The sequence below is a fragment of the Chitinophaga oryzae genome (genome assembly GCF_012516375.2).
Taxonomy (GTDB): Bacteria; Bacteroidota; Bacteroidia; order Chitinophagales; family Chitinophagaceae; genus Chitinophaga; species Chitinophaga oryzae.
This window is the reverse complement of record NZ_CP051204.2, coordinates 3,965,496-3,986,516: the sequence shown is the minus strand read 5'-3', so window position 1 is coordinate 3,986,516 and position 21,021 is coordinate 3,965,496. Positions and strand designations below refer to the sequence as shown.

Below are 21,021 nucleotides of genomic sequence, written 5' to 3'. Positions count from 1 at the left end.
AGTATGGTGCTCCCAATAATCCAATACAATCGGACTCATCGTTACCACTAAAGCCGGCCGTACTTTTTTTATCAGTTTAGGCAGGAGACACCTTTTGAGGGGCACCTCCTGCCATGAGCGGGTTAAATTTTTCCGTCTGTTGTGAATACTATTCCTGCGGAGTTTCAGGTTCTTCCGCTACAGTATCCTGTTCGGTGCCAGTGTCGGTGGCGGAAGTGCTGTCGTTGGCTACAGTGCTTTCTTCTCCTTCCACTCCTTCTGTAGGTTCTTCTTCCTGTTCGTCCAGACGGGCTACTGCTGCAATTTCATCAGCGTCGTCCAGGCGGATCAGGCGAACACCCTGTGTGGCGCGTCCTGCTTCGCGGATATCGGCCACGGCCATGCGGATGGTGATGCCGGACTTACAGGTGATCATCAGGTCGTGCTTCTCCGTTACGTCGAGGATGGCGATCAGGTTACCGGTTTTTTCGGTGATATTGATGGTTTTCACGCCTTTACCGCCCCTGTTGGTGATACGGTATTCTTCAATATTGGTCCGTTTACCGAAGCCTTTTTCAGAAACCACGAGCACTGTCCGAGATTCGTCGTCTTTGTTAACACAAATCATACCAACTACCTCGTCTTTCTCGCTGTCCACTTCAATACCTCTTACGCCGATGGCGCCGCGACCGGTGTCACGCACGGTATTTTCGGGGAAGCGGATGGCGCGGCCGCTCTGGATGGCCATCATGATCTGGCTGTCGCCGGTGGTCAGTTTGGCTTCCAGGAGCTGGTCCCCTTCGTTGATGGTGATAGCGTTTACACCGTTCTGGCGTGGACGGGAGAATTCTTCCAGCAGCGTTTTTTTGATGATACCTTTTTTGGTACAGAGAACGATATAGTGGTTGTTGATAAAGTCTTTGTCACCCAGGTCCTTGATGTCGATGATGGCGCGGATCTTATCGTCGCCGGGCAGCTGGATCATGTTCTGGATAGCGCGTCCTTTGCCGCTCTTCTCGCCTTCCGGTATTTCATATACTTTCAGCCAGTAGCAGCGTCCTTTTTCGGTGAAGAACAGCATGGTGTGGTGCGTAGAGGCCACGAACAGGTGTTCGATATAGTCCTCGTCACGGGTCCTGCCGCCGATGGCGCCGCGGCCGCCGCGTTTCTGCTGACGGTAGTCATAGGCAGAAGTGCGTTTGATATAGCCGAGGTGGGAGATGGTGATCACCACGTCTTCTTCCGCGATGATATCTTCGATCCTCATTTCGCTGGCCAGGTACTGTATTTCGGTTTTACGTTCGTCACCGAATTTCTTTTTCACCTCTTCCAGTTCTTCCTTGATGATCTTCATACGGAGACCTTCGTCATTGAGAACGTCTTTCAACCAGGCGATGAGTTTCATCACCTCGTCGTATTCCGCGCGGATCTTATCGCGTTCCATGCCGGTCAACCGCTGGAGGCGGAGTTCCAGGATGGCTTTGGCCTGTATCTCGGAAAGGCCGAACTGGCTCATCAGGCCGTCTCTCGCTACGTCCGGCGTATTGGAGGCGCGGATCAGGGCGATGACTTCGTCCAGGTGGTCCAGTGCGATCAGGTAGCCGGCGAGGATGTGCGCTTTCTCTTCTGCTTTGCGGAGGTCGAAGCGGGTCCTTCTTACCACCACTTCGTGGCGGAAGTCGATAAATTCGGCCAGCATCTCCTTCAGGTTGAGGATACGCGGACGGCCTTTCACCAGGGCCACGTTGTTGATACCGTAGGAAGTCTGGAGTTCGGAATATTTATACAGCTGGTTGATGATCACGTTGGAAATAGCTTCCTTCTTCAGATCGATCACCAGGCGCATCCCTTCGCGGTCACTTTCGTCCCTTACGTCGGTAATGCCTTCAATGATTTTATCGTTGACCAGCTGTGCGATTTTCTGGTGCAATACCGCTTTGTTGATCTGGTAGGGCAGTTCATAGATCACCAGTCTTTCGCGGCCGTTTTTAGCCGTTTCCGCGGTGATTTTACCTCTCACCACTACTCTGCCCCTTCCGGTCTCGAAGCCCTGTTTAACGCCTTCAAAACCATATATAGTGCCACCGGTGGGGAAGTCGGGGGCTTTCACATGTTTAATCAGTTCTTCAATGGTGATTTCCCGGTTGTCGATGTAGGCAACGGCGCCGTCCACCACCTCGGCGAGGTTATGGGGCATAATGTTGGTAGCCATCCCTACCGCGATACCGGAAGCGCCGTTTACCAGCAGGTTCGGAATGCGGGTAGGCAACACCGTGGGTTCTTCCAGGGTGTCGTCGAAGTTGTTGGTAAAATCCACCGTTTCCTTTTCGATGTCTTCCAGCATTGCTTCCGCAATACGCTGAAGACGGATCTCGGTGTAACGCATCGCAGCGGGCATGTCACCGTCTACGGAACCGAAGTTACCCTGACCGTCCACCATGGGATAACGCATGCTCCAGGGCTGGGCCAGACGTACAATGGTGTCATAGATAGAGGCGTCACCATGCGGGTGGTACTTACCCATTACCTCACCCACCACACGCGCTGACTTCTTGTAGGGCTTGTTGCTGTGGTTGCCCAACTCGTTCATTCCAAATAAAACGCGGCGGTGTACAGGCTTTAAACCATCTCTCACATCGGGCAAGGCACGACCCACGATTACAGACATCGAGTAATCGATGTAGGCCGTCTTCATTTGTTCCTCGATATTAATCTGGACAATTCTCCCTTCCTGCTGATTTTCCGTGTGCTCTGTCATTTTGTGTGTTGATTTACAGTTTTTTCTGCTGAAAACAGATAAGGGCAAATATAGCCATTTCGGCCCTTATTATGGCCTAAAATCGAAGAAATGTGAATAAAAACATCATTGCGTTAATCAATTATATAGCGTATTGCATATATGACTGATTTTTTCCATAAAGAACAACCATTTTTTGCTTTTCTGCGTTAGTATGTGTAATGGTTTAATTTTACTTTATCTAAAATATGTATAAATAGGGAAATATATCGAAATTTAAATATTGGCAAAGTATTTGTTTTTAATCGACTGATAATCAATAGATCGAATCACCCAAAGTTATCTATTGGGCGGAATATGCACCGAAATTTACTGTCTGTTCGAACATAAACATCAAAAATGCTGTTATTCCCCTGATTCTTAACCTTTTCTTAAAGAAACTATGAAGAATATTCTGTTGTTTGGGGCCGGAAAATCGGCGACCAGCCTGATAGATTATCTGCTGGCGAACGCTCCTAGACAAAAATGGCATATCACGGTAGCAGACCATGACCTGATGCTTATTAAATCAAAAACCGGCAAATCATATTACGCCACACCGGCCGCCATCGACATCAAAGACCAGACTGCCCGGCAGCAGCTGATACAGGAAACAGACCTGGTCATCTCCCTGCTCCCTCCCCACCTGCATATCACCGTGGCTAAAGACTGCCTCCAGTTTCGAAAAAATCTCCTCACCGCTTCCTATATAGACCCCGAAGTACGCAAGCTCGAAAAAGACATTGAAAAAGCCGGCCTCCTGTTCATGTATGAAATGGGCCTCGATCCCGGCATCGATCATATGTCTGCCATGAAACTGATCCACTCCATCGAGAAAAAAGGCGGACAGATTTTTTCGTTTAAATCCTACTGCGGCGGACTGATATCCCCGGAAAGCCTGGACAACCCATGGCAGTACAAGATATCCTGGAACGCCCGCAATGTAGTGATGGCCGGGGCTTCCGGCGCCGTCTACCGCGATAAGGGCAAAACCCGCGAGGTTAACTACGAACAGCTCTTTGATCACAATAAAACCATCCAGGTGCCCGGGCTGGGCAAACTGGCCTACTACCCCAACCGCGATTCCCTCGGCTACATGGAATCTTACCGGCTGGAAAACATCGCCACCTTCATGCGCGCCACCCTGCGCTATCCCGACTTCTGTGAAGGATGGAACGCTCTGATCAAACTCGGCCTCACCGGCGAAGACGGTAAAATACAGACCGACCACCTCTCCTGCTTCGACTGGGCCACCCGGCATATTGAAGGGGCCGACAAACAGGCCGGCCACGAAGAAGTGATGGCGCGCTTCCTCGGCGTCAGCACCAAGTCAAAAGTCATCCGGCAACTGAAGTTCCTCGGCCTCCTCAACGGCGATCAGCTCAATCTCGGCGAGAAAACGGACGCTGAAGTGCTGCAGCACCTGGTGGAAGATAAACTGAAGATGGAACCGTCCGATAAAGACATGATCGTGATGATGCATGAAATAGAATTCGAGCGCCGTAATATGGCTACCCGTATACACAGCTACATGATCACACAGGGCGAAGACAATGTCCGCACCGCTATGGCCAAAACCGTAGGCCTGCCGCTGGGCATCCTCGCCAAACTGCTGTTACAGGAAAAAATAACGCTTACCGGCCTGCGTATCCCGGTAATGCCGGAAGTATATAATCCGGTGTTAAAAGAACTGGAAGAATTTGATATCCGTTTTGAAGAAAGCTTTGAGTAGTACGATATGGTTATCCTGTGATAAACACTAACGGAGAAGAAAGGACTGGTGAGAGCTCCCCGGCAAATGCGGGGAGCTTTTATTTTTTTACAACAGCGTCAGTAATTCCGCCACACCGGCCGTAGCCGGTTTTTCGATACAGATCAGGTTCTCATACCCTTCTACCGGCGGCAGCTTTTTATCGATCACGTAAACGCTGGCCTGCGGCCGGATGTAGTTCAGCAGACTGGCTGCCGGATATACCTGCAACGAGGTGCCGATCACCACGAAAATATCGGCCCACATCACCTCCCGTACGGCCTGTTCGATCATCGGCACCGCCTCGCCAAACCACACGATGTGCGGGCGCAGCTGGCCGCCGTCTTCCGCCAGGTCGCCCAGGCGGATATCGTCCTGTATATCGAAGATGCTCTCTTCGTTTTTCACACTGCGCATCTTGAATATTTCACCATGCAGGTGCAGCACCCGGGAAGAGCCGCCGCGTTCATGCAGGTCGTCGATATTTTGCGTAATGACGCGCACATCGTACTTTTCTTCCAGTTGCGCCAGCCCGGTGTGGGCGGCATTCGGCCGTGCATTCTTTACATCACGGCGACGGCTGTTATAAAAGTCCAGCACCAGCCCGGGGTTCTTCTGCCAGCCTTGGGGCGACGCCACTTCGTAGACATCATAACCTTCCCACAACCCGTCGGTGTCACGGAAAGTCCGGAGGCCACTTTCAGCGCTGATGCCGGCTCCGGTCAGCACCACTAATCTTGGTTTCATATATTTGTAGTATTTAAATGAATCAGGCTGTTGCGAGAGACCGATTCCTTTTTCTCCAACGCCTTCTGATAAATATAAAAAGAAAAACGCCAACCGCCATCAGCGGCCACCAGCCCATCAGGTTTATCAGGAGCCCCAGTACATTGTTCCAGCCGTTACGCAGCGCCAGCCAGGCCCGGGGGAAGAACCCCGGCGCTTCCGGCATGGAAAGGGCCAGCACCTGGTAGTATTCGAGATGAATGGTGCTGTAGCTCACCTGGCGGTCCATGTACAGCAACCGGCCTTTGGCCGCCTCTATTTCCTCCCGGATAGATTTCAGCTGCGCTTCCACTTCCAGCACGTCTTTCACCGTACGCGCCTGTTTCAGGATCTCCAGGTAACGCTGTTCCGTGGCCACCCGTGTGGTCATGCGGGCGTTCAGGTCCACATATTCGGCGGTGACGTCCTGTGCGTTAATGCTTTTTTCATCGAGCCGCGCTACGCCGCCGGTAAGCCTGTCCACACAACTGTCGAAAGCGGCTGCAGGTACTTTGATATCCAGCTGGTTGCGCTTTTCCGTACCATCACCATGTTGTGATTCCGCTAAAATGTACCCGCCGGACTTACTAACAATGCCGGCTACACGTTTTTTGGCTGCCGCAAAATCATCTACGGAATAAATAATACGGGCGGTTTTAATGATCTTCTGTTCGGGGGACAGCAGGCCGGAGGAGGTGGCGTCTGTATACAGCGCTGCCTTTTCGTCGGCGGGCGCATCCGGTGCGGCGGGAGCGGGTTCGGTGGCAGCAACGGCGGGGGGCGCATAGGCCGCGGCGGCTTCGGGCTCAGGTTGATGGCTGCAGGCTGTCAGTAGCCAGAAAGCGGAGACAAGGGTAACATGCTTCATGGTGATGAAATTTCCGGTATGATGCGGACATTTTGGAAACTCCATAACCATTTTGGGATTTTTTGATTTTGAGATTTTTTGATTTTGGGATTTGTGACCAGGTTAGGAAATACCAAAATCAAAAAATCTCAAAATCAAAAAATCCCAAAATCTATTTCATCCCGCCCATTTCCAGGATCACGTTGAATTGATCTTTGGTGACATCGCATACCGACAGGCGGCCCTGGCGGATCAGCGAGAGGTCGGCGAGCCTTTTTTCAGCTTTCATTTCTGCGAGGGTAACGGGCACCTTCAGGGCTTTGACGGGTTTCAGGTCTACCACCACCCAGTTAGGGTCGGGCGTGGTGGGGTCCTGGTAGTGTTCTTTGGCTACTTCGGCAATGCCTACCACGGCGAGGCCTTCATTGCTGTGATAGAACAGTACCTGGTCTCCTTTTTTCATGGCTTTCAGGTTGTTGCGGGCCTGGTAGTTGCGAACGCCGTCCCAGAAAGTCTTTTTATCTTTTACGAACTGTTCCCATGAATATTTGAAAGGTTCCGATTTAACAAGCCAGTAGTTCATGTGTAACGTTTTTAGTTTACCATCCACTCGCCAGTACATCGGCGATGTGCATCACTTTAATAGGAGTACCGTGTTTACGGATATAGCCATCGAGGTGCATGAGGCAGGACAGGTCGGTGGAAATGAGGTAATCCGCGCCGCTGTTGACAGCGTTATGTACTTTCTGCTCGCCCATTCCCACGGAGATGGGTTCAAACTTCACCGAGAAGGTGCCGCCGAATCCGCAGCAAACTTCGCAGTCGTTCATTTCCTTCAGCTCAAGGCCTTTTACTTTCTCCAGCAGTTTGCGTGGTCCTTCCTTGATACCACATTCACGCAGGGCGCCGCAGGCGTCGTGGTAGGTGCCTACCCCGTTGAGGGTGGCGCCGAGATCTGTCACATGCAATACCTCCGTCAGGAATTCGGTGAATTCGTAGAGGTTTTTGCGCAGCAGTTTCACGTCGTTATGGGCAGCGGAATTATCAAACAGTTTGCTGTAGTAGTTGCGGACAAATCCTGTACAGGAGCCGCTGGGGGCCACAATGTAATCGAAAGTCTTAAAATCTTTGACAAATTTGGTGGCGACTGTTCTGCATTCATCCTGATAACCGGCATTATAGGCAGGCTGGCCACAGCAGGTCTGCTCCGGGTTATACATCACGTTACATCCAAGCTTCTCCAGTACTTTCACCATATTGAAAGCGGTTTCGGGGAACAGCTGGTCTACGAAACATGGTATAAATAACTGTACATTCATCTTAAAATCTTTTAGCGGTGGACCGTTGGTTGTGCAGAGGGCCGGTTACGCCGGGGCCTGGATAAATGACAACCATTGGTATGGTGCTAAATTCCTCTCGCCAGGTCTCTTTGTAACGCGATCATCTTCAAAGCGGTGATAGCGGCTTCTTCTCCTTTATGCCCATGTGCGCCGCCGAGCCTGTCGAGCGCCTGCTGTTCGTTGTCTACCGTCAGTATACCGAATATAACGGGAACGGGTAACTGAAGGTTCAGCTGCAGGATACCTTCCGTCACAGCTTTACACACATAGTCAAAATGCGGGGTTTCGCCACGGATCACGCAACCGAAAGCAATAATAGCGCCAGGCTGCTGACCGGTGCCTTTGGTGTTCTCCCAATACTGTTTACAGGCGTAGGGCAGTTCAAACGCGCCCGGCACGATGATTTTATTGGTTTTGGACACTTTATACTGTTGCAGTGACTTTTCGCAACCGGCTACCAGTTCATTCACAATGGCATCATTCCATTCGGTATATACCATAACAACACTGGCATCCTCCAGGTTGAGAATGCCAGCATCATTTAACAAGCTTTTATTGTGCTCAGACATACGTTCAATTTGGAATTACGAATTACGAATTACGAATTACGAATTGAGGGTTCTTTTACAGAAGGTTACTAAGTACACGTTCGATAATAGAACCCTCAATTCGTAATTCGTAATTCGTAATTCGTAATTGATTTAGTTCTTTACATCTCCCAGTCTCGCCAGGTATTTGTCCATTTCGCGGCCTTCGTTGGTGAGGGGGAATTTCTCTTTAATTTCTTTATAGATGGAAACGGCTTCCTGGGGTTTGCCTGCTTTTTCCAGGGCCATACCGGCACGGAACAGGTAAACGGGGGAAGTCAGTTCATTATCATTGTAGTGACCTGCTTTTTTATAAGCTTCGATACCTTCAGCGGTTTTGTTGAGTTCCATGTAAGCGTCGCCGATCAGGCCGAGTGCAGTAGGCTGCAGCAGCAGATCGTCTGAGCTGAAGGATTTCAGCATATCGATACCTTTCTGATATTCGCCCAGGCGGATATAGCATACGCCGGCGCTGTATTTTGCCAGGTTACCGGCCTTGGTGCCGCCGTATTTGTTCACCACCTGTAAGAAACCGTAGTTGTTACCATCGCCGTTGAGCGCCAGTTTGAAGGAATCCACCGCAAAGTAGTTCTGGGCATGGAAAACCATTTCCTGGGCTTTGTTTTCGTTGGGTTGTTTAACGAAACGGTTATAGGCGAAGAAACCGCCTACCCCTACTACTACTGCCAGAACGGCGATAGTAATGACATTTTTATTTTTAACGAAAAAGTCTTCCGCTCTGTGCATGGACTGTTCCAGGTCAAAATTAGTTGCAGGTTGCGGCGTGGTGGCTTTATCTTTAGTTTCTGCCATTTTAAAAGGTAATTGTGATTGCTTGGTTATTTAATAGGTATCAATGAGCAACAGTTAGCTTTCAGCCTTTCATTCAGATAAAAGGTCAAAAGCTAACTGCTGCGTACTATTAAGCTTTAGTCAACGATGAACGGATAATCCTGCTGCACATAAACGTCTTTCAGCAGCTCATCGTCAGACGGCCAGGGAGATTCTTCAGCGAACTGAACACATTCTTCCACTTCCGCTTTTACGCGGTCGTTGATAGCTTCAATCTCAGCTTCCGTAGCCCATTTGTTTTTCTGAATAACAGCCAACACCTGGTTGATCGGATCTTTCTGTTTGTACTCTTCCAGCTCCTCTTTGGTACGGTATTTAGCCGGATCACTCATGGAGTGGCCGCGGTAGCGGTAAGTTTTGATTTCCAGCAGGGTCGGCCCACCGTTTTCACGGGCGCGTTTTACTGCTCTTTCCACCCCTTCGTGCACTGCTTCGCAGCTCATACCGTCAATCGAGTCGGCCGGCATTTCGTAAGCGTCAGCGAGCTTATAGATATCCAGTACGTTGGAGGTACGTTCTACAGAAGTACCCATCGCGTACATATTGTTTTCACAAATAAAGATTACCGGCAGCTTCCAGGTCATCGCCATGTTAAAGGTTTCATGGAGCATACCCTGACGGGCAGCGCCATCACCGAAGAAACACAGCACCACGTTGTCAGTGCCCTGGTACTGCTCCGCCAGCGCCAGGCCCGCACCGGTACCAATCTGGGCACCTACGATACCATGGCCGCCAAAGAAGTTGTGCTCTTTGGAGAAGAAGTGCATACTACCTCCCTTGCCTTTTGAACATCCGGTTGCTTTACCATACATCTCAGCCATACAAGCCTTGGCAGAAATCCCTTTGGCGATAGCCAATGCGTGGTCACGGTACGCAGTGATGAATTTATCTTCCGGTTTCGTCGCAGTCATCGCACCAGCAGCAATTGCCTCCTGTCCGATGTACAGGTGACAAAAGCCACGGATTTTTTGCATTCCGTACAATTGGCCTGTCTTCTCTTCAAAGCGGCGCAGCAAAAGCATCAATTCATACCAGTACAGATATGTCTCTTTGGTGAATTTCGTCTTCACGTCTGTTTTAGTTTGCACTCTTTCTAAATTTGTTGGCAAATATAACAGGAAAATCCTAAAATGTAAATATCAAATCCAATTAGTATTAAATTATGCAAATTCATCAATTTCAAACAGTTTTGCATTTAATTGCAGTTTATTGGCAGATAAAGGCCCACTGACACGGATCTTTATCAGTTATAAATATTGCAGAATTTGCATATTTTTTTATACACATAATTATTTTCTTTGCTACATATCAGGAAAATATCGCTCACACAGTTTAAAAATTATACCCGGCAGGACTTCCGGTTCGACCACCGGGTGATAGGCATCACCGGCAGAAACGGCTCCGGCAAGACCAATCTGCTCGACGCCATCTACTACCTCTGCTTCACCCGCAGCTATTTTACCAGCAATGAAAGCCAGAACACCCGGTACCTGACCAACGGCTTCCGGCTGGAAGGCTATTTTGAGAAACAGGGACAGCCGGCTAAAATCGTGTGCACGGTCAAAGACGGCAAAAAGGAAGTGGCCCTCAACGACGAGAAATACGACCGCTTCTCCCGGCATATCGGGCAGTTCCCCGCGGTGATCATCGCCCCGGACGATGCCGAAATCATCCTTGGCGGCAGCGAAGAACGCCGCAAATGGCTGGACACCCTCCTGTCGCAGCTCTACCCCGACTATCTCGAGCACCTGATCGCCTACCAGAAAATACTCGTGCAGCGCAATACACTGCTGAAAAACATTACCGGCACCGGCCAGGAACAACATAGCCTGCTGGATGTGTTTGACGAACAACTGGTCCGCCACGGCATCCCCGTCTTCGAACAACGCAAAGCCTTTCTCACTGATTTCATTCCGCAGGTACAACAACGGTACGATTACCTCTCCGGCACCCATGAAGTGGTCAATATCCGCTATCAGTGCACGCTGCAGGAGGAAGACTATGCGGCTCAGCTGCATGCGGCCCGCTTTAAGGACCTCCAGCTGCAACGGACCTCCACCGGCATCCACCGCGACGATCTCCAGTTCCTCCTCAATGACTATCCCATGAAAAGCAGCGCATCGCAGGGACAGCGCAAAAGCTTTCTCTTCGCCCTGAAGCTGGCACAGTTTGAAGTGATCAAACAGTTCAAACAATTTGCACCACTGCTGCTGCTCGACGATGTGTTTGAAAAACTGGACCAGGAACGCGTCACCCGCCTGATTGCGCTGGTGGCCGGTCCCTCCTACGGCCAGGTGTTTATCACCGATACACATGCCGAACGGCTGCAGCACAGCTTCGAAGGAACAGGTCAGACCATACAGCTTATAAATATTTAGGGATTTTTTGATTTACGGATTTTTTGATTTCCGGGACAGGAAAAAATGTGGTTTTAAAATTTGGACTACGCTCATTTATATTCCCGAAATCAAAAAATCCGTAAATCAAAAAATCCCTAAATATTCGTAGCTTTGGCCCCATGCGCCACGGAACTACCAGTATCGGAGATGCTCTCCGGGAATTTATGAACAAAAGCCGCCTCAAACCCCGTCTTACTGAAGTCCGTATTCAGGAGAACTGGGAGAAAATTATGGGCAAAACCATTGCGCGTTACACACAGGGCATCCAGCTGATTGAGCATAAGCTCATCATTACAACTTCTGTAGCACCGTTAAAACAGGAATTAACTTATTCCAAAGACAAGATCATCAAACTGGTGAATGAAATGCTGGGGGAAAATGTGGTAAAGGAAGTGATGATCCGTTAGTAAAGTATCAGTTGGAGGCAAACTGATTGATCAGCCGGTTGATATCAGCAATTTTAAGATTCGTTTCCAGGTTCACCATGGTAAACTCATTGGTATCCTGTATCAGCATCACCACATGGCCCAATTCGTCGTCTTTCCCTTTATTCAGAATATGTACCAGGCTGCCTTTGTCCCGTACTTCCATCAGGGTTTCAAAATGATCTTTGTCCTGTAGCCTGCGCATGAGCGTAGCCACGTCATCGTTGCTGATGCTGGCGCCATGCAGGTTTTCAATAGTATGCACCTTTACTTTCCGGATATCCTTCAGCAAAGCGCGCACATTTTTGACGTCTTCATCTTCTTTGTCAAAAGACATAACCCATCCGGCCAGGCGCAAAGACATACCGCCTAACTTAATACTGGCTGTTTCAGCACATCCTTTGTATTTCTGCCGGAATTCCCGCAGTGATTTTTCCTGTGCGACAACGGTGGAAACACTGGCCAGCAGTAAACAACCACCTAACAATAGTTTTTTCATGTGTGCAGATTTTCGGGTTACTTCTTTTTAAGGTTTTTGAGCTTATCCATCCCCTGGATGTTGACGGAACTGGCAATCTGTGAGATTTCATTCAGATCGATGTCCCCCACCAGGCTCATGGCCATAAAGTCATTGGTGCCGCCAACGAGCATGATCAGCTCATTGATGTTTCCCCTCGCATTTTCTTTTACCATAAACTTCAGGTCGCTGTCCTTGTCCCTGACGGTCATCAGCTCTTCGAAGTCTGAAGTCAGGAGCACGGCGGCTTCCTTGTACAGCCTTTGACCGTCTTTCGTGTTGTCTTTGGCCAGGATACGCAATCCTTTCAGCTTCTGTACCACCCTCATCAGGTTTTTGGCATCGGGATCGTTCATATCCAGTTTGGAAAACATGGAAAACATCTTGGGCGTAATACTGACCAGGGTAAAATTCCGGTCATTTTCGTACTTCTGGAAAAAGCGGTCAATGCTACTCTGCGCAAAGAGGTGCATACTGGCAAAAACCGCGACCAGCAATAAAAGTGAACGTTTCATCTTCTCTCGATTTTTATATCAGGTTTTAAAATGGGCCTTATTAATTGGTGCCGGCAATGATACCGGTCGCTTCGTTGAAATAAGAAAGCTTCTGCATTTTCTCTGTGCCCTTGTTCAGGTTCTTAGCCAGCAGCTGCAATGCTTTCTTCGTTTCCAGGTAAGCCATCCTTGTCTCCTCTTCCATTTTCTTCTGCTGCACCTCGGCTATACGGGCTTTGGTTGCTGTTTGCCGGAATTGTTTCATGGCATACCCCATGCCCACGGCCATCAGCAGCACTGCAGCATATTTCATCCAGTGGCGGAACGGCGACAGCGGCACTACTTTGGTAACAGGACCGGCTTCCGCCGGTACCGGCAGCTTTTCTCCCAGCGCCTCTTCTCTTTCCATTTCTTCCCGGAAGAAGCCAAACAAAGGGGCTGCTTCCTGCAAGGGCTCCGGCATATCAGGATGGGACTCGCTGAAAAACCGGCGTAACAACGCCTCTTCCTCCAGGGTGGTTTCCCCTTCCCAATACCGGTCCAGTAACGCGATGATGTGATTATAATCCATATACCTGTATATTTTGAAGTTTCTCCCGCACTGCTTTACGTGCCCTGTGCAGGTTGACTTTTACATCGTTCATCTCCAGTTCGAGGATGTCGGCAATTTCCTGGTAGGAATAGCCGTCCATGTCTCTCAGCTGAATGATCGTCCGGTATTTCTCCGGCAGTTCGTTGATAATGCGCCTTACTTTTACCATTACATCGTTCTTCTCTGCCATGGCGTGCGGGTTCTGCTGCGTCGCCGGTACTTCCCCTGCCCTGTCCAGCTCATCGGCGAGGCGGTACTTCCGCGACTTGATTTTGTCCAGCGCCAGGTTGCGGGTGATCCGCATACACCAGGCCTCCATATTCTGCAGCTCCGGCATTTTCTCCTGCTGGCTCCACACTTTCATCAGGGCATCCTGCGTAATATCCTGCGCGTCTTCCTCGTTGCCCAGCAGACGGTATGCAAAGCGGAACAGCTTTTGCCTGACGGGAACGACCTGGTTGAGAAATAAGTCCAATGACATGCGGGATATTGCGTTTTTATAATGAGAAGACGACTCACTAAAGACGATGTTACAACATTTCTAAAAAAAAATTCCCAGGGCGACGGCCCTGGGGGAAGATATTATTACAGATACCTGGTTTTAAGCGGATTACAGCTTTATTCGCGGGTCTACCACCGCATACAACATATCGGCCAGGATGTTGACCAGTACAAAGATGCCCGCGGTAAACAGGATGGCGCCCATTACTACCGGGAAATCAAATTTGTCCAGCGCATCTACCGTGACCTTCCCGATGCCTTTCCAGCCGAAGATATATTCCACAAAGAAAGCGCCGGCGAGCAGTTCGGCGAACCAGCCGGTGATGGCGGTGATCACCGGGTTAAGCGCATTCCGCAACGCATGGCGCCAGATCACTACACGGCGGGACAGGCCTTTCGCATAGGCGGTGCGGATAAAGTCCTGGTGCAGCACATCCAGCATGGCGCTGCGGGTAAGCTGCACGATAATGGCCAGGGGCCGTATGCCCAGCGTCAGTGCCGGCAGCACCAGGTTACGCAGGTTCAGCACCCTTCCGCGGAACGGGTCTATGTCAAACAGGCTGCCGGTCATGTGCAGCCCTGTGTAACTGCTGAATACAAATCCCAGTAAATAAGCCAGCACGATACCCGCAAAAAAGGAAGGCGCCGAAATACCGACCACACTGGCGAATACCGCACTGGTATCCATCCAGGTGTTTTGTTTCACGGCAGACAGTACGCCCAGCGCGATGCCGGCCACGGTAGCGAAGAGCATGGCGGCAACCGCCAGCAGCAAGGTACCGGGCAGCGCTTCCGTCAGTATCTCCCATACCGGCTTCTTGCCCTGGTAGGAACGGCGCAGATAGGGCGTTTTAAGCACCAGCACTTTTTCTCCCGACAGCGGGGCCAGGGTCACATAGTGCAGGTTCTCCCGCGCTTCAGACAGCGGGTGTATGCCAACAGGCGAGAGATCGTTGACATAAAGCAGGAACTGCACCCCTACCGGCTGGTCAAGGTGCAGTTCTTTACGGACGTTTTCCAGGGAAGACACATCTGCCCGCTGGCCGAGCGTCAGCCGGGCCGGATCGCCGGGCAGCACGTTGAACAGGAAAAACACCAGTACTACCACGCCCAGCAGTACCAGCAACCCATATCCTGTTTTCCTGAAAAGAAAGCGCAACATAGTGTCTTACGGAATATCGTTATAATGCCATTTACCTTTGATGGTACCCTGTTTCAGTTCTATCAGGCATGGATTGCTTCTGCCGGCGGTTTTAATCGCCACGCCATCCATCTGCACGAAAGGAAATTCCAGTCCATGCTGCTGCTTGAATGCAGCGATCTGGTCTTTAGTGGAAGCAGAAACACCATATATTAATATTTCCTGGTTCTTCCATTTCTGCTGCAGGGCTTTCATTTTGTTGTCCCAGCCCTCGCCGGCCTTCTCCACGTTCTGTACCAGGAAAAGGAACACTGGTTTGGTTTCACTGAGGATCGCCTCCGTTTGGTTCACCCCATCCAGATCTGTAAGGATGAAGTCTTTGATAGCCGGTTCAGCATTTCCTTTTTTGACCAGTTTATCCTTGCGGTCTACAAACACCCAGGTACTGTCTGACCAGGGGTAGTTATCGGCGGTGAACTCTTTTTTCTCCCCGTTTTTCTCATAGATGAAGATCATCTCGTATACGTCCGGCGTAGCGCCGGGAGGCAGCTTCATTTTCTCCGGTATATTATTACCCACTTTGTAAGGCAGGCAATCGATAAACGGCAGATGGCGGAGCGTATACCATTGCACGCCAAACGAAGCGATGGCCGCAACGAGCAGTACCAGTCCCGCTCCTTTAAACAGGGGCTGTACCCGGTTACGGTAAACATATATCACGAGGATCATCACCAGCAGGGCCACATCTTTCCAGAAGGTCTGTTCCGCGGTGAGTTTGATGCAATCGCCGAAGCAGCCGCATTCCCGGATGGTGCCACTGAAAAGGGCGTAACCGGTAAGGAAGGTAAAGAACAGGATCAGCAGCAGCAACAGTACGGAGAAGATACGCATCCGGTACCCGATCAGCACGGCCACGCCGGCAATGATCTCAAAAGCGTTCATGATCACCGAGAAGGCAAGGGAATATGGCGACAGAAAAGTGAGGTGGAGCACCTCAAAGAACTCTTCCATCTTATAACTAAGGCCCAGTGGATCATTGGCTTTGATCAGGCCTGAAAAAATAAACAGTACGCCAACAATAATCCGCAATAGGTTCAGGACAACTTTCATAAAATAGTTTAATGGTTAAGCAATGAATTCGGGATTCTCCATTCAGATGCCGGGCCCGCGGTCCAAAGGCCCGGAGCTGCCTTCACCGATCCTGATCAGCGCAAACAGTGCATAGTTAATGATATCAGTATAGTTAGCATCGATCCCTTCCGAGATAAGGGTTTTACCCTGATTGCGGAGGATCTGTTTGATACGCAGCAATTTTGTCAGGATGAGGTCTACAAAAGACTCCTGGCTCATATCCCTCCAGGCTTCGCCATAATCGTGGTTTTTGGCCTCCATGACAGATTTCACCTGCCCGATGTAATGTTCATAAAGCCGTTCCACTTCTTCCACCGGCAAATCCGTATAGGGGTTGCCGTGCTGTTCCATCTGTATAAGCCCGATCACGCCATAGTTAACGATCCCTTTGAACTCCCCTTCTATATTGTCTTCCACTTTCTGTACGCCTATCTCCTGCAGGTTGCGGATACGCTGCGCTTTGATAAAGATCTGATCTACCACTGAAATGGGACGTAATACCCTCCAGGAAGTGCCGTAATCTTTCGTTTTTTTGATGAAAATGTCTCTGCAGCCTGCCAGCGCGGCATCGTATTGTGCTAATGTATTCATGGTCCTATAACGTAACAGTTCATTACACCCGAAGGAGCAATCCGATAAAGATCGTAAACAAAACGTATAAATCAAAGTCTGCGATCTTTAGCCATTTTGCTGCTTTACATGTGTAATTCCTTTATTTTGCATTACTTAAATTTGTGAAGAGCGATTCAGGAGGCAAAATAAAGAATAAAAACCATTAAATGAGATCACACCATATCGATACCACAGGGGGACCATCCATCAATTGCCGGGGACAGCTGTTATCGCTGGCCACACCGGTGGTGATGGGTATTATCAATGTGACGGATGATTCTTTCTATGAAGGCAGCCGGATGCACGGGCTGCACCAGGTCGTGGAGAAGGCCGGGCAGCACCTGCAGGAAGGCGCCGCCATACTGGACCTGGGGGCGCAAAGCAGCCGTCCGGGGGCTACCATGCTGGGCCCGGAAGAAGAACTGAACCGGCTGCTGCCGGCGGTCCATGCTATTCTGAACCACTATCCTGAAGCCATCATTTCGGTTGACACCTGGTACGCCGCCGTGGCGGAAAAAACAGTCCACGCCGGCGCCGCCATTATTAATGATATCAGTGCCGGGGAGCTCGACCAGGAGATGATCCCCGTAGCGGGGCGGCTGCAGGTGCCCTACATTGCCATGCATATGCAGGGGAAGCCGGCCACCATGCAGCATAAACCGCAGTATGAAGACGTGGTGCGGGAAGTCCTTGATTATATGGTAGCTAAACTGGCCGCCTGCCGCGCCGCCGGTATCCGTGATTTCATTGCAGATCCCGGATTCGGTTTCGGAAAAACGCTGGAACATAACTATGCGCTGATGAAAGACCTGTCGCTTTTCCGCGACATACTGGGGGCTCCGTTGCTGACAGGCATCTCCCGCAAGAGCATGATTTATAAACTATTGGACATCACCCCGGCGGAGGCGCTGAATGGCACCACCGTCCTCAATACCATAGCGCTGCTGCATGGCACCCACATCCTGCGGGTACATGATGTAAAAGCAGCCGTGGAAGCAGTCAGGATCACAGAGAAAATGAAAGGCAATTAAATCTTAGTATTTTTACAACTATGAAGGAAGTAATACAATTTTATGGATATGAGTTTCGCTGGCTGAATGTTTTGGATCTGCTGATCGTCGTTTTTCTGATTATACAGCTATACCGGTTGCTGAAGGGCAGCCTGGCCTTCAATATTTTCGTGGGCCTGCTGATGGTATATGCTGCCTACTTCCTGGTACGCGCCCTGCAAATGCCCATCCTTACCAGTATCCTGCAAAACTTTATCAATGTCGGCATCATCGCTATCATTATTATCTTCCAGCCGGAGATAAGAAAGTTCCTGCTGGTGCTGGGGAAAAAAACACCGCTAAGCAAAGACAGCTTTCTTTCCAAGCTGTTCCTGCCCGATAAATTCAAAAGCTATAAGGACGAAGAAAACATTATCAATGAAGTGATTGTGGCAGTGAGTCACATGCAGGCCACCTTTACCGGTGCACTGATTGTGATTGCCACCACCTACCGCCTGAAGTTCGATACCGCTTCCAGCATCACCATCGACGGGAACGTGAGCGCCAAACTGATTGAGAGTATTTTCGACAAACACAGCCCGCTGCACGATGGTGCGCTGATCATTGTGGGAAATAAGATACTGGCGGCCAAAGTGATCCTGCCGGTTTCCGAGAACCCCAACCTGCCCACCCGGGTGGGACTGCGGCACCGTTCAGCCGTGGGCATCACCGAGCATAGCGACAACCTTGCCATCATTGTTTCGGAGGAAAGGGGCACCATTTCCTATGCACAGGACGGCAACCTGGTGACCGACGTGTCGCTGGAAGACCTTAAAGTTAAAATGTATGAGGTGCTGATCGATGGTTATGCGTGAGGCAGTTAACGTAAACGGCACAACGATTTGACTGATGGATATTATACTATTTGATGGGGTCTGTAACTTCTGCAATGCCAGCATCAACTTTGTGATACGGCATGACCGGCAGGGCCATTTCCGCTTTGCCCCGCTGCAGTCGGCCACTGCCGCCTCCCTGGGGGCGGCGCATCAGATAGATACCAGCCGGCTTTCATCCTTTATCCTGGTACAGCACGGAAAAGCGTATACGAAAAGTACCGCCGCGCTGAAGGTGGCCCGGCAGCTGCCCTTTCCCTGGAGACTGCTGTATGCCGGCATCATTCTTCCCCGTTTTATCCGGGACGGCGTTTATGACATCATTGCGCGTAACCGTTACCGCTGGTTCGGCAGAAAAGACAGTTGTATGATTCCCACACCGGACATCCGGAGCAGGTTTCTTGAATAATATATTACAGGCAACCATTGCCATAAAAAAAGCCTCCCGAAACGGGAGGCTTTATAATTTACTGCCGGGGCAGGATGATTATTTAGCAGGAGCCGGGGTTGCAGGAGCTGCAGGAGCCGGAACACCGGATTTAATGTCTACCAACTGTACATCAAAAACCAGGATAGAGTTACCAGGAATTGCCGGAGGGCTGCCCTGTAAACCGTAAGCAAGTGTGGACGGAATCAGCAGTGTAGCTTTGGTGCCTTTTTTCAGGTCTTTCAGACCGGAATCCCATCCTTTAATGACGAAGCCCATACCGATCGGGAATTTGATAGGATCTAAAGGCATACCCGGACGCAGGGTGGAATCCTGGCTGGAATCAAATACTTTACCGGAAGTCAGTTTACCGGTGTAGTGAACCACTACAGTATCGCCGGCGTTAGGAGTCGGACCGGTACCTTCCTGCTGGATGGCGATGTAAACACCGTCAGCATTTTTGGTAGCCTTGATTTTGTTTTTGTCCATGTATTCCTTGATAGCTTTCTCATCTTTTTCTTTCTGGGAAGAAGTTGAGAATTTGTTTTCTACTGCGAAGGTGATTTTCAGCTTATCGCCTTTTTTACCGAAAGGAGGACGTTCGTTAGCAGGTAATGAATCCCAGGGAATTACGAAAGTAGCACTGTCACCTTCGTGCAGCAGCGCAAGCCCTTCCATCAGGTCGAACTTATTCTGTGGTTTGGAAATCAGAACAGGGAGAGCAGCACCAACGATTTTGCGGGATTCACCCAGAATGGAATCATTGATACGCTGCGTCACATTCATCAGGGCAGTATCTCCCAGCTTCAGTTGTGCTCCGCTGCCGGATTTGTGAACGATATATTCAATACCGCCTGGTGTCTTTTTAACGCCACCCGTTCCGCAGCTGGCTATCAATAAGCCGAACGCTGCAACTAATAACTGATTGTTTCTTTTCATTTGATTGTATTAGTAGTTGATATACTTCTTGGTAACAGTTGTCCTATTGTAAAAGTGTCTCGTTTTCTTCCATGGCTTTGATGAACCGGTTCACGGTTTTCTCCAGGGAGTCTGTGCTTCTGCCGCCGGATGCGTTGAAGTGTCCTCCTCCCTCGAAATACCTGCGGGCGAAGGTGTTAACGTCGAAGTTGCCTTTGGAGCGGAACGACAGTTTCACCTCGGAGTTCCGGTCTATGATCAGTGCGGCCATCTTGATCCCCTGGATAGACAACAGGAAATTGACCAGCCCTTCCGTGTCGCCGGTCTGCAGGTCGAAGCGCTTCAGATCGGAGTATGGAATGGCAAGCATGGCCGTATTATATTCATAGAATACTTCCATCCGGTTCAGCAGGCTATGCCCGAGGAAGCGGAGGCGGTTTTCGAGGAAATTGTCATAGATCTCCTGGTGGATGATCTCATGGCGCAGTCCCCTGTCCATCAGGTCGGCCACCATCCGGTGTACCCGGGCGGTAGTAGACGCGAAACGGAATGAACCGGTATCGGTTACCGTACCGGCATATATACACTGGGCAATGTCCAGGTTAATGAGTTGCTCGTCGCCCAGCTTATAGATGGTTTCATACACCAGTTGCGCTGTAGAGCTGGCAGATGTATCACTCACCCCGTAATCGAAACTGGGTTGTGGCTCCAGGTGGTGATCAATCAATATTTTAGTGCAATCGAGGGCTTCCAGATACGGCGCCATGTTCTTGGTGCGGTATAATGCGTTGAAATCGAGGCAGAAAAGCAGTTCGATACCTTTCAGCGCTTCCAGCGCTTTGTCTGTAGAAGATTCAAAATCAATCACGCCCTCCGCTCCTGGCATCCACTTTAAAAAGTCCGGGAAATTAGTAGGAGAAATGACCGTCACCAGATGACCTTTCTGAATCAGATAGTGATATAATGCCAGTGAGGATCCCATCGCATCTGCATCGGGTTTCTGATGCATCGTAATGACTGCTCTCTTAGGCGTGTCCAGTAAAGGTTTAATTTCCTCGATCGGCTTCATTCAAAAACTGTAATGTT

At 50.0% G+C, this 21,021-nt stretch carries 23 protein-coding genes; 6 read left to right on the top strand and 17 right to left on the bottom strand.

The features are described from left to right. Window positions 1–148: 148 nt before the first annotated feature. Window positions 149–2,737, bottom strand: a complete 2,589-nt coding sequence (gene gyrA, locus HF324_RS16540; RefSeq protein WP_168803527.1) for a DNA gyrase subunit A — start codon at window positions 2,735–2,737, stop codon at window positions 149–151. Window positions 2,738–3,158: 421 nt separating this feature from the next. Here gyrA and HF324_RS16535 point away from each other — a divergent pair, with 421 nt between their 5' ends. Beyond that, complete coding sequence (locus HF324_RS16535) at window positions 3,159–4,487, top strand: saccharopine dehydrogenase C-terminal domain-containing protein (protein WP_168860293.1); 1,329 nt, start codon at window positions 3,159–3,161, stop codon at window positions 4,485–4,487. Window positions 4,488–4,574: 87 nt separating this feature from the next. Here HF324_RS16535 and HF324_RS16530 read toward each other — a convergent pair whose 3' ends face one another. From HF324_RS16530 to pdhA, 7 genes are all read right to left on the bottom strand, one after another. Next, the gene (locus HF324_RS16530) at window positions 4,575–5,252 is read right to left on the bottom strand and encodes an SIR2 family NAD-dependent protein deacylase (protein WP_168803525.1); all 678 of its coding nucleotides are present in this window, start codon (window positions 5,250–5,252) and stop codon (window positions 4,575–4,577) included. A gap of 22 nt (window positions 5,253–5,274) precedes the next feature. After that, a complete protein-coding gene (locus tag HF324_RS16525; RefSeq protein WP_168860292.1) occupies window positions 5,275–6,183 on the bottom strand; it encodes a DUF4349 domain-containing protein in 909 nt (302 codons plus the stop codon). Between the two features lie 106 nt (window positions 6,184–6,289). After that, entirely contained in the window at window positions 6,290–6,700 is a 411-nt protein-coding gene (locus HF324_RS16520) for an EVE domain-containing protein (RefSeq protein ID WP_078672504.1), read from the bottom strand. A 16-nt stretch (window positions 6,701–6,716) separates the two neighbouring features. Continuing rightward, window positions 6,717–7,436 (bottom strand): (Fe-S)-binding protein, encoded by a 720-nt coding sequence (locus HF324_RS16515; RefSeq protein ID WP_168803523.1) that lies wholly within the window; start codon window positions 7,434–7,436, stop codon window positions 6,717–6,719. Window positions 7,437–7,522: 86 nt separating this feature from the next. After that, window positions 7,523–8,026 (bottom strand): 6,7-dimethyl-8-ribityllumazine synthase, encoded by a 504-nt coding sequence (ribH, locus tag HF324_RS16510; protein ID WP_168803522.1) that lies wholly within the window; start codon window positions 8,024–8,026, stop codon window positions 7,523–7,525. A gap of 132 nt (window positions 8,027–8,158) precedes the next feature. Next, window positions 8,159–8,857, bottom strand: coding sequence for a tetratricopeptide repeat protein (locus tag HF324_RS16505; RefSeq protein WP_168803521.1), 699 nt, complete (start codon window positions 8,855–8,857; stop codon window positions 8,159–8,161). A 116-nt stretch (window positions 8,858–8,973) separates the two neighbouring features. Further along, window positions 8,974–9,984, bottom strand: a complete 1,011-nt coding sequence (pdhA, locus tag HF324_RS16500; protein WP_235021656.1) for a pyruvate dehydrogenase (acetyl-transferring) E1 component subunit alpha — start codon at window positions 9,982–9,984, stop codon at window positions 8,974–8,976. 210 nt (window positions 9,985–10,194) lie between these two features. Between pdhA and recF the strand changes: the two genes are divergently transcribed. Then, complete coding sequence (gene recF, locus HF324_RS16495; protein ID WP_168803520.1) at window positions 10,195–11,274, top strand: DNA replication/repair protein RecF; 1,080 nt, start codon at window positions 10,195–10,197, stop codon at window positions 11,272–11,274. A gap of 140 nt (window positions 11,275–11,414) precedes the next feature. Beyond that, window positions 11,415–11,702 carry a DciA family protein gene (locus HF324_RS16490; RefSeq protein ID WP_168803519.1) on the top strand — a complete coding sequence of 96 codons (288 nt, stop codon included), beginning with the start codon at window positions 11,415–11,417 and terminating at the stop codon, window positions 11,700–11,702. 7 nt (window positions 11,703–11,709) lie between these two features. Here the strand turns inward: HF324_RS16490 and HF324_RS16485 are convergent, their stop codons facing one another. The 7 genes from HF324_RS16485 to HF324_RS16455 form a co-directional block, all read right to left on the bottom strand. Then, window positions 11,710–12,219, bottom strand: coding sequence for a DUF4252 domain-containing protein (locus HF324_RS16485; protein ID WP_168803518.1), 510 nt, complete (start codon window positions 12,217–12,219; stop codon window positions 11,710–11,712). 17 nt (window positions 12,220–12,236) lie between these two features. Then, the gene (locus tag HF324_RS16480) at window positions 12,237–12,752 is read right to left on the bottom strand and encodes a DUF4252 domain-containing protein (protein WP_168803517.1); all 516 of its coding nucleotides are present in this window, start codon (window positions 12,750–12,752) and stop codon (window positions 12,237–12,239) included. A 40-nt stretch (window positions 12,753–12,792) separates the two neighbouring features. Further along, complete coding sequence (locus HF324_RS16475; RefSeq protein ID WP_168803516.1) at window positions 12,793–13,302, bottom strand: PG0215 family putative anti-sigma factor; 510 nt, start codon at window positions 13,300–13,302, stop codon at window positions 12,793–12,795. After that, the gene (locus tag HF324_RS16470) at window positions 13,292–13,804 is read right to left on the bottom strand and encodes a GFO_1088 family ECF-type sigma factor (protein ID WP_168803515.1); all 513 of its coding nucleotides are present in this window, start codon (window positions 13,802–13,804) and stop codon (window positions 13,292–13,294) included. The genes HF324_RS16475 and HF324_RS16470 overlap by 11 nt, the downstream gene beginning before the upstream one ends. 129 nt (window positions 13,805–13,933) lie before the next feature. After that, window positions 13,934–14,986 (bottom strand): ABC transporter permease, encoded by a 1,053-nt coding sequence (locus HF324_RS16465; RefSeq protein WP_168803514.1) that lies wholly within the window; start codon window positions 14,984–14,986, stop codon window positions 13,934–13,936. A 6-nt stretch (window positions 14,987–14,992) separates the two neighbouring features. Further along, window positions 14,993–16,075 carry a BT_3928 family protein gene (locus HF324_RS16460; RefSeq protein ID WP_168803513.1) on the bottom strand — a complete coding sequence of 361 codons (1,083 nt, stop codon included), beginning with the start codon at window positions 16,073–16,075 and terminating at the stop codon, window positions 14,993–14,995. 42 nt (window positions 16,076–16,117) lie between these two features. Beyond that, the gene (locus HF324_RS16455; protein WP_168803512.1) at window positions 16,118–16,687 is read right to left on the bottom strand and encodes a DUF1599 domain-containing protein; all 570 of its coding nucleotides are present in this window, start codon (window positions 16,685–16,687) and stop codon (window positions 16,118–16,120) included. Between the two features lie 188 nt (window positions 16,688–16,875). Between HF324_RS16455 and folP the strand changes: the two genes are divergently transcribed. From folP to HF324_RS16440, 3 genes are read left to right on the top strand one after another with little or no spacing between them, the layout of a single operon-like run. Then, window positions 16,876–17,739 (top strand): dihydropteroate synthase, encoded by an 864-nt coding sequence (gene folP / locus HF324_RS16450; protein WP_220101323.1) that lies wholly within the window; start codon window positions 16,876–16,878, stop codon window positions 17,737–17,739. A gap of 20 nt (window positions 17,740–17,759) precedes the next feature. Beyond that, window positions 17,760–18,572, top strand: a complete 813-nt coding sequence (locus tag HF324_RS16445) for a diadenylate cyclase (protein ID WP_168803511.1) — start codon at window positions 17,760–17,762, stop codon at window positions 18,570–18,572. Between the two features lie 34 nt (window positions 18,573–18,606). After that, entirely contained in the window at window positions 18,607–18,999 is a 393-nt protein-coding gene (locus HF324_RS16440) for a thiol-disulfide oxidoreductase DCC family protein (protein ID WP_168803510.1), read from the top strand. Between the two features lie 78 nt (window positions 19,000–19,077). Here HF324_RS16440 and HF324_RS16435 read toward each other — a convergent pair whose 3' ends face one another. Together HF324_RS16435 and HF324_RS16430 are read right to left on the bottom strand one after the other, a co-directional pair. Then, window positions 19,078–19,956 carry an FKBP-type peptidyl-prolyl cis-trans isomerase gene (locus tag HF324_RS16435; protein WP_168803509.1) on the bottom strand — a complete coding sequence of 293 codons (879 nt, stop codon included), beginning with the start codon at window positions 19,954–19,956 and terminating at the stop codon, window positions 19,078–19,080. Between the two features lie 43 nt (window positions 19,957–19,999). Continuing rightward, window positions 20,000–21,004 carry a DHH family phosphoesterase gene (locus HF324_RS16430; RefSeq protein ID WP_168860291.1) on the bottom strand — a complete coding sequence of 335 codons (1,005 nt, stop codon included), beginning with the start codon at window positions 21,002–21,004 and terminating at the stop codon, window positions 20,000–20,002. Window positions 21,005–21,021: the final 17 nt, after the last annotated feature.

Coding starts and splice junctions, on each gene's coding strand:
- folP (WP_220101323.1), top strand. CDS start 16,876: ATGAGATCACACCATATCGATACCACAGGGGGACCATCCATCAATTGC.
- HF324_RS16470 (WP_168803515.1), bottom strand. CDS start 13,804: ATGTCATTGGACTTATTTCTCAACCAGGTCGTTCCCGTCAGGCAAAAG.
- HF324_RS16465 (WP_168803514.1), bottom strand. CDS start 14,986: ATGTTGCGCTTTCTTTTCAGGAAAACAGGATATGGGTTGCTGGTACTG.
- HF324_RS16520 (WP_078672504.1), bottom strand. CDS start 6,700: ATGAACTACTGGCTTGTTAAATCGGAACCTTTCAAATATTCATGGGAA.
- HF324_RS16505 (WP_168803521.1), bottom strand. CDS start 8,857: ATGGCAGAAACTAAAGATAAAGCCACCACGCCGCAACCTGCAACTAAT.
- HF324_RS16485 (WP_168803518.1), bottom strand. CDS start 12,219: ATGAAAAAACTATTGTTAGGTGGTTGTTTACTGCTGGCCAGTGTTTCC.
- HF324_RS16475 (WP_168803516.1), bottom strand. CDS start 13,302: ATGGATTATAATCACATCATCGCGTTACTGGACCGGTATTGGGAAGGG.
- HF324_RS16535 (WP_168860293.1), top strand. CDS start 3,159: ATGAAGAATATTCTGTTGTTTGGGGCCGGAAAATCGGCGACCAGCCTG.
- HF324_RS16480 (WP_168803517.1), bottom strand. CDS start 12,752: ATGAAACGTTCACTTTTATTGCTGGTCGCGGTTTTTGCCAGTATGCAC.
- HF324_RS16515 (WP_168803523.1), bottom strand. CDS start 7,436: ATGAATGTACAGTTATTTATACCATGTTTCGTAGACCAGCTGTTCCCC.
- HF324_RS16430 (WP_168860291.1), bottom strand. CDS start 21,004: ATGAAGCCGATCGAGGAAATTAAACCTTTACTGGACACGCCTAAGAGA.
- HF324_RS16440 (WP_168803510.1), top strand. CDS start 18,607: ATGGATATTATACTATTTGATGGGGTCTGTAACTTCTGCAATGCCAGC.
- ribH (WP_168803522.1), bottom strand. CDS start 8,026: ATGTCTGAGCACAATAAAAGCTTGTTAAATGATGCTGGCATTCTCAAC.
- HF324_RS16530 (WP_168803525.1), bottom strand. CDS start 5,252: ATGAAACCAAGATTAGTGGTGCTGACCGGAGCCGGCATCAGCGCTGAA.
- HF324_RS16435 (WP_168803509.1), bottom strand. CDS start 19,956: ATGAAAAGAAACAATCAGTTATTAGTTGCAGCGTTCGGCTTATTGATA.
- HF324_RS16455 (WP_168803512.1), bottom strand. CDS start 16,687: ATGAATACATTAGCACAATACGATGCCGCGCTGGCAGGCTGCAGAGAC.
- HF324_RS16490 (WP_168803519.1), top strand. CDS start 11,415: ATGCGCCACGGAACTACCAGTATCGGAGATGCTCTCCGGGAATTTATG.
- gyrA (WP_168803527.1), bottom strand. CDS start 2,737: ATGACAGAGCACACGGAAAATCAGCAGGAAGGGAGAATTGTCCAGATT.
- HF324_RS16460 (WP_168803513.1), bottom strand. CDS start 16,075: ATGAAAGTTGTCCTGAACCTATTGCGGATTATTGTTGGCGTACTGTTT.
- HF324_RS16445 (WP_168803511.1), top strand. CDS start 17,760: ATGAAGGAAGTAATACAATTTTATGGATATGAGTTTCGCTGGCTGAAT.
- HF324_RS16525 (WP_168860292.1), bottom strand. CDS start 6,183: ATGGAGTTTCCAAAATGTCCGCATCATACCGGAAATTTCATCACCATG.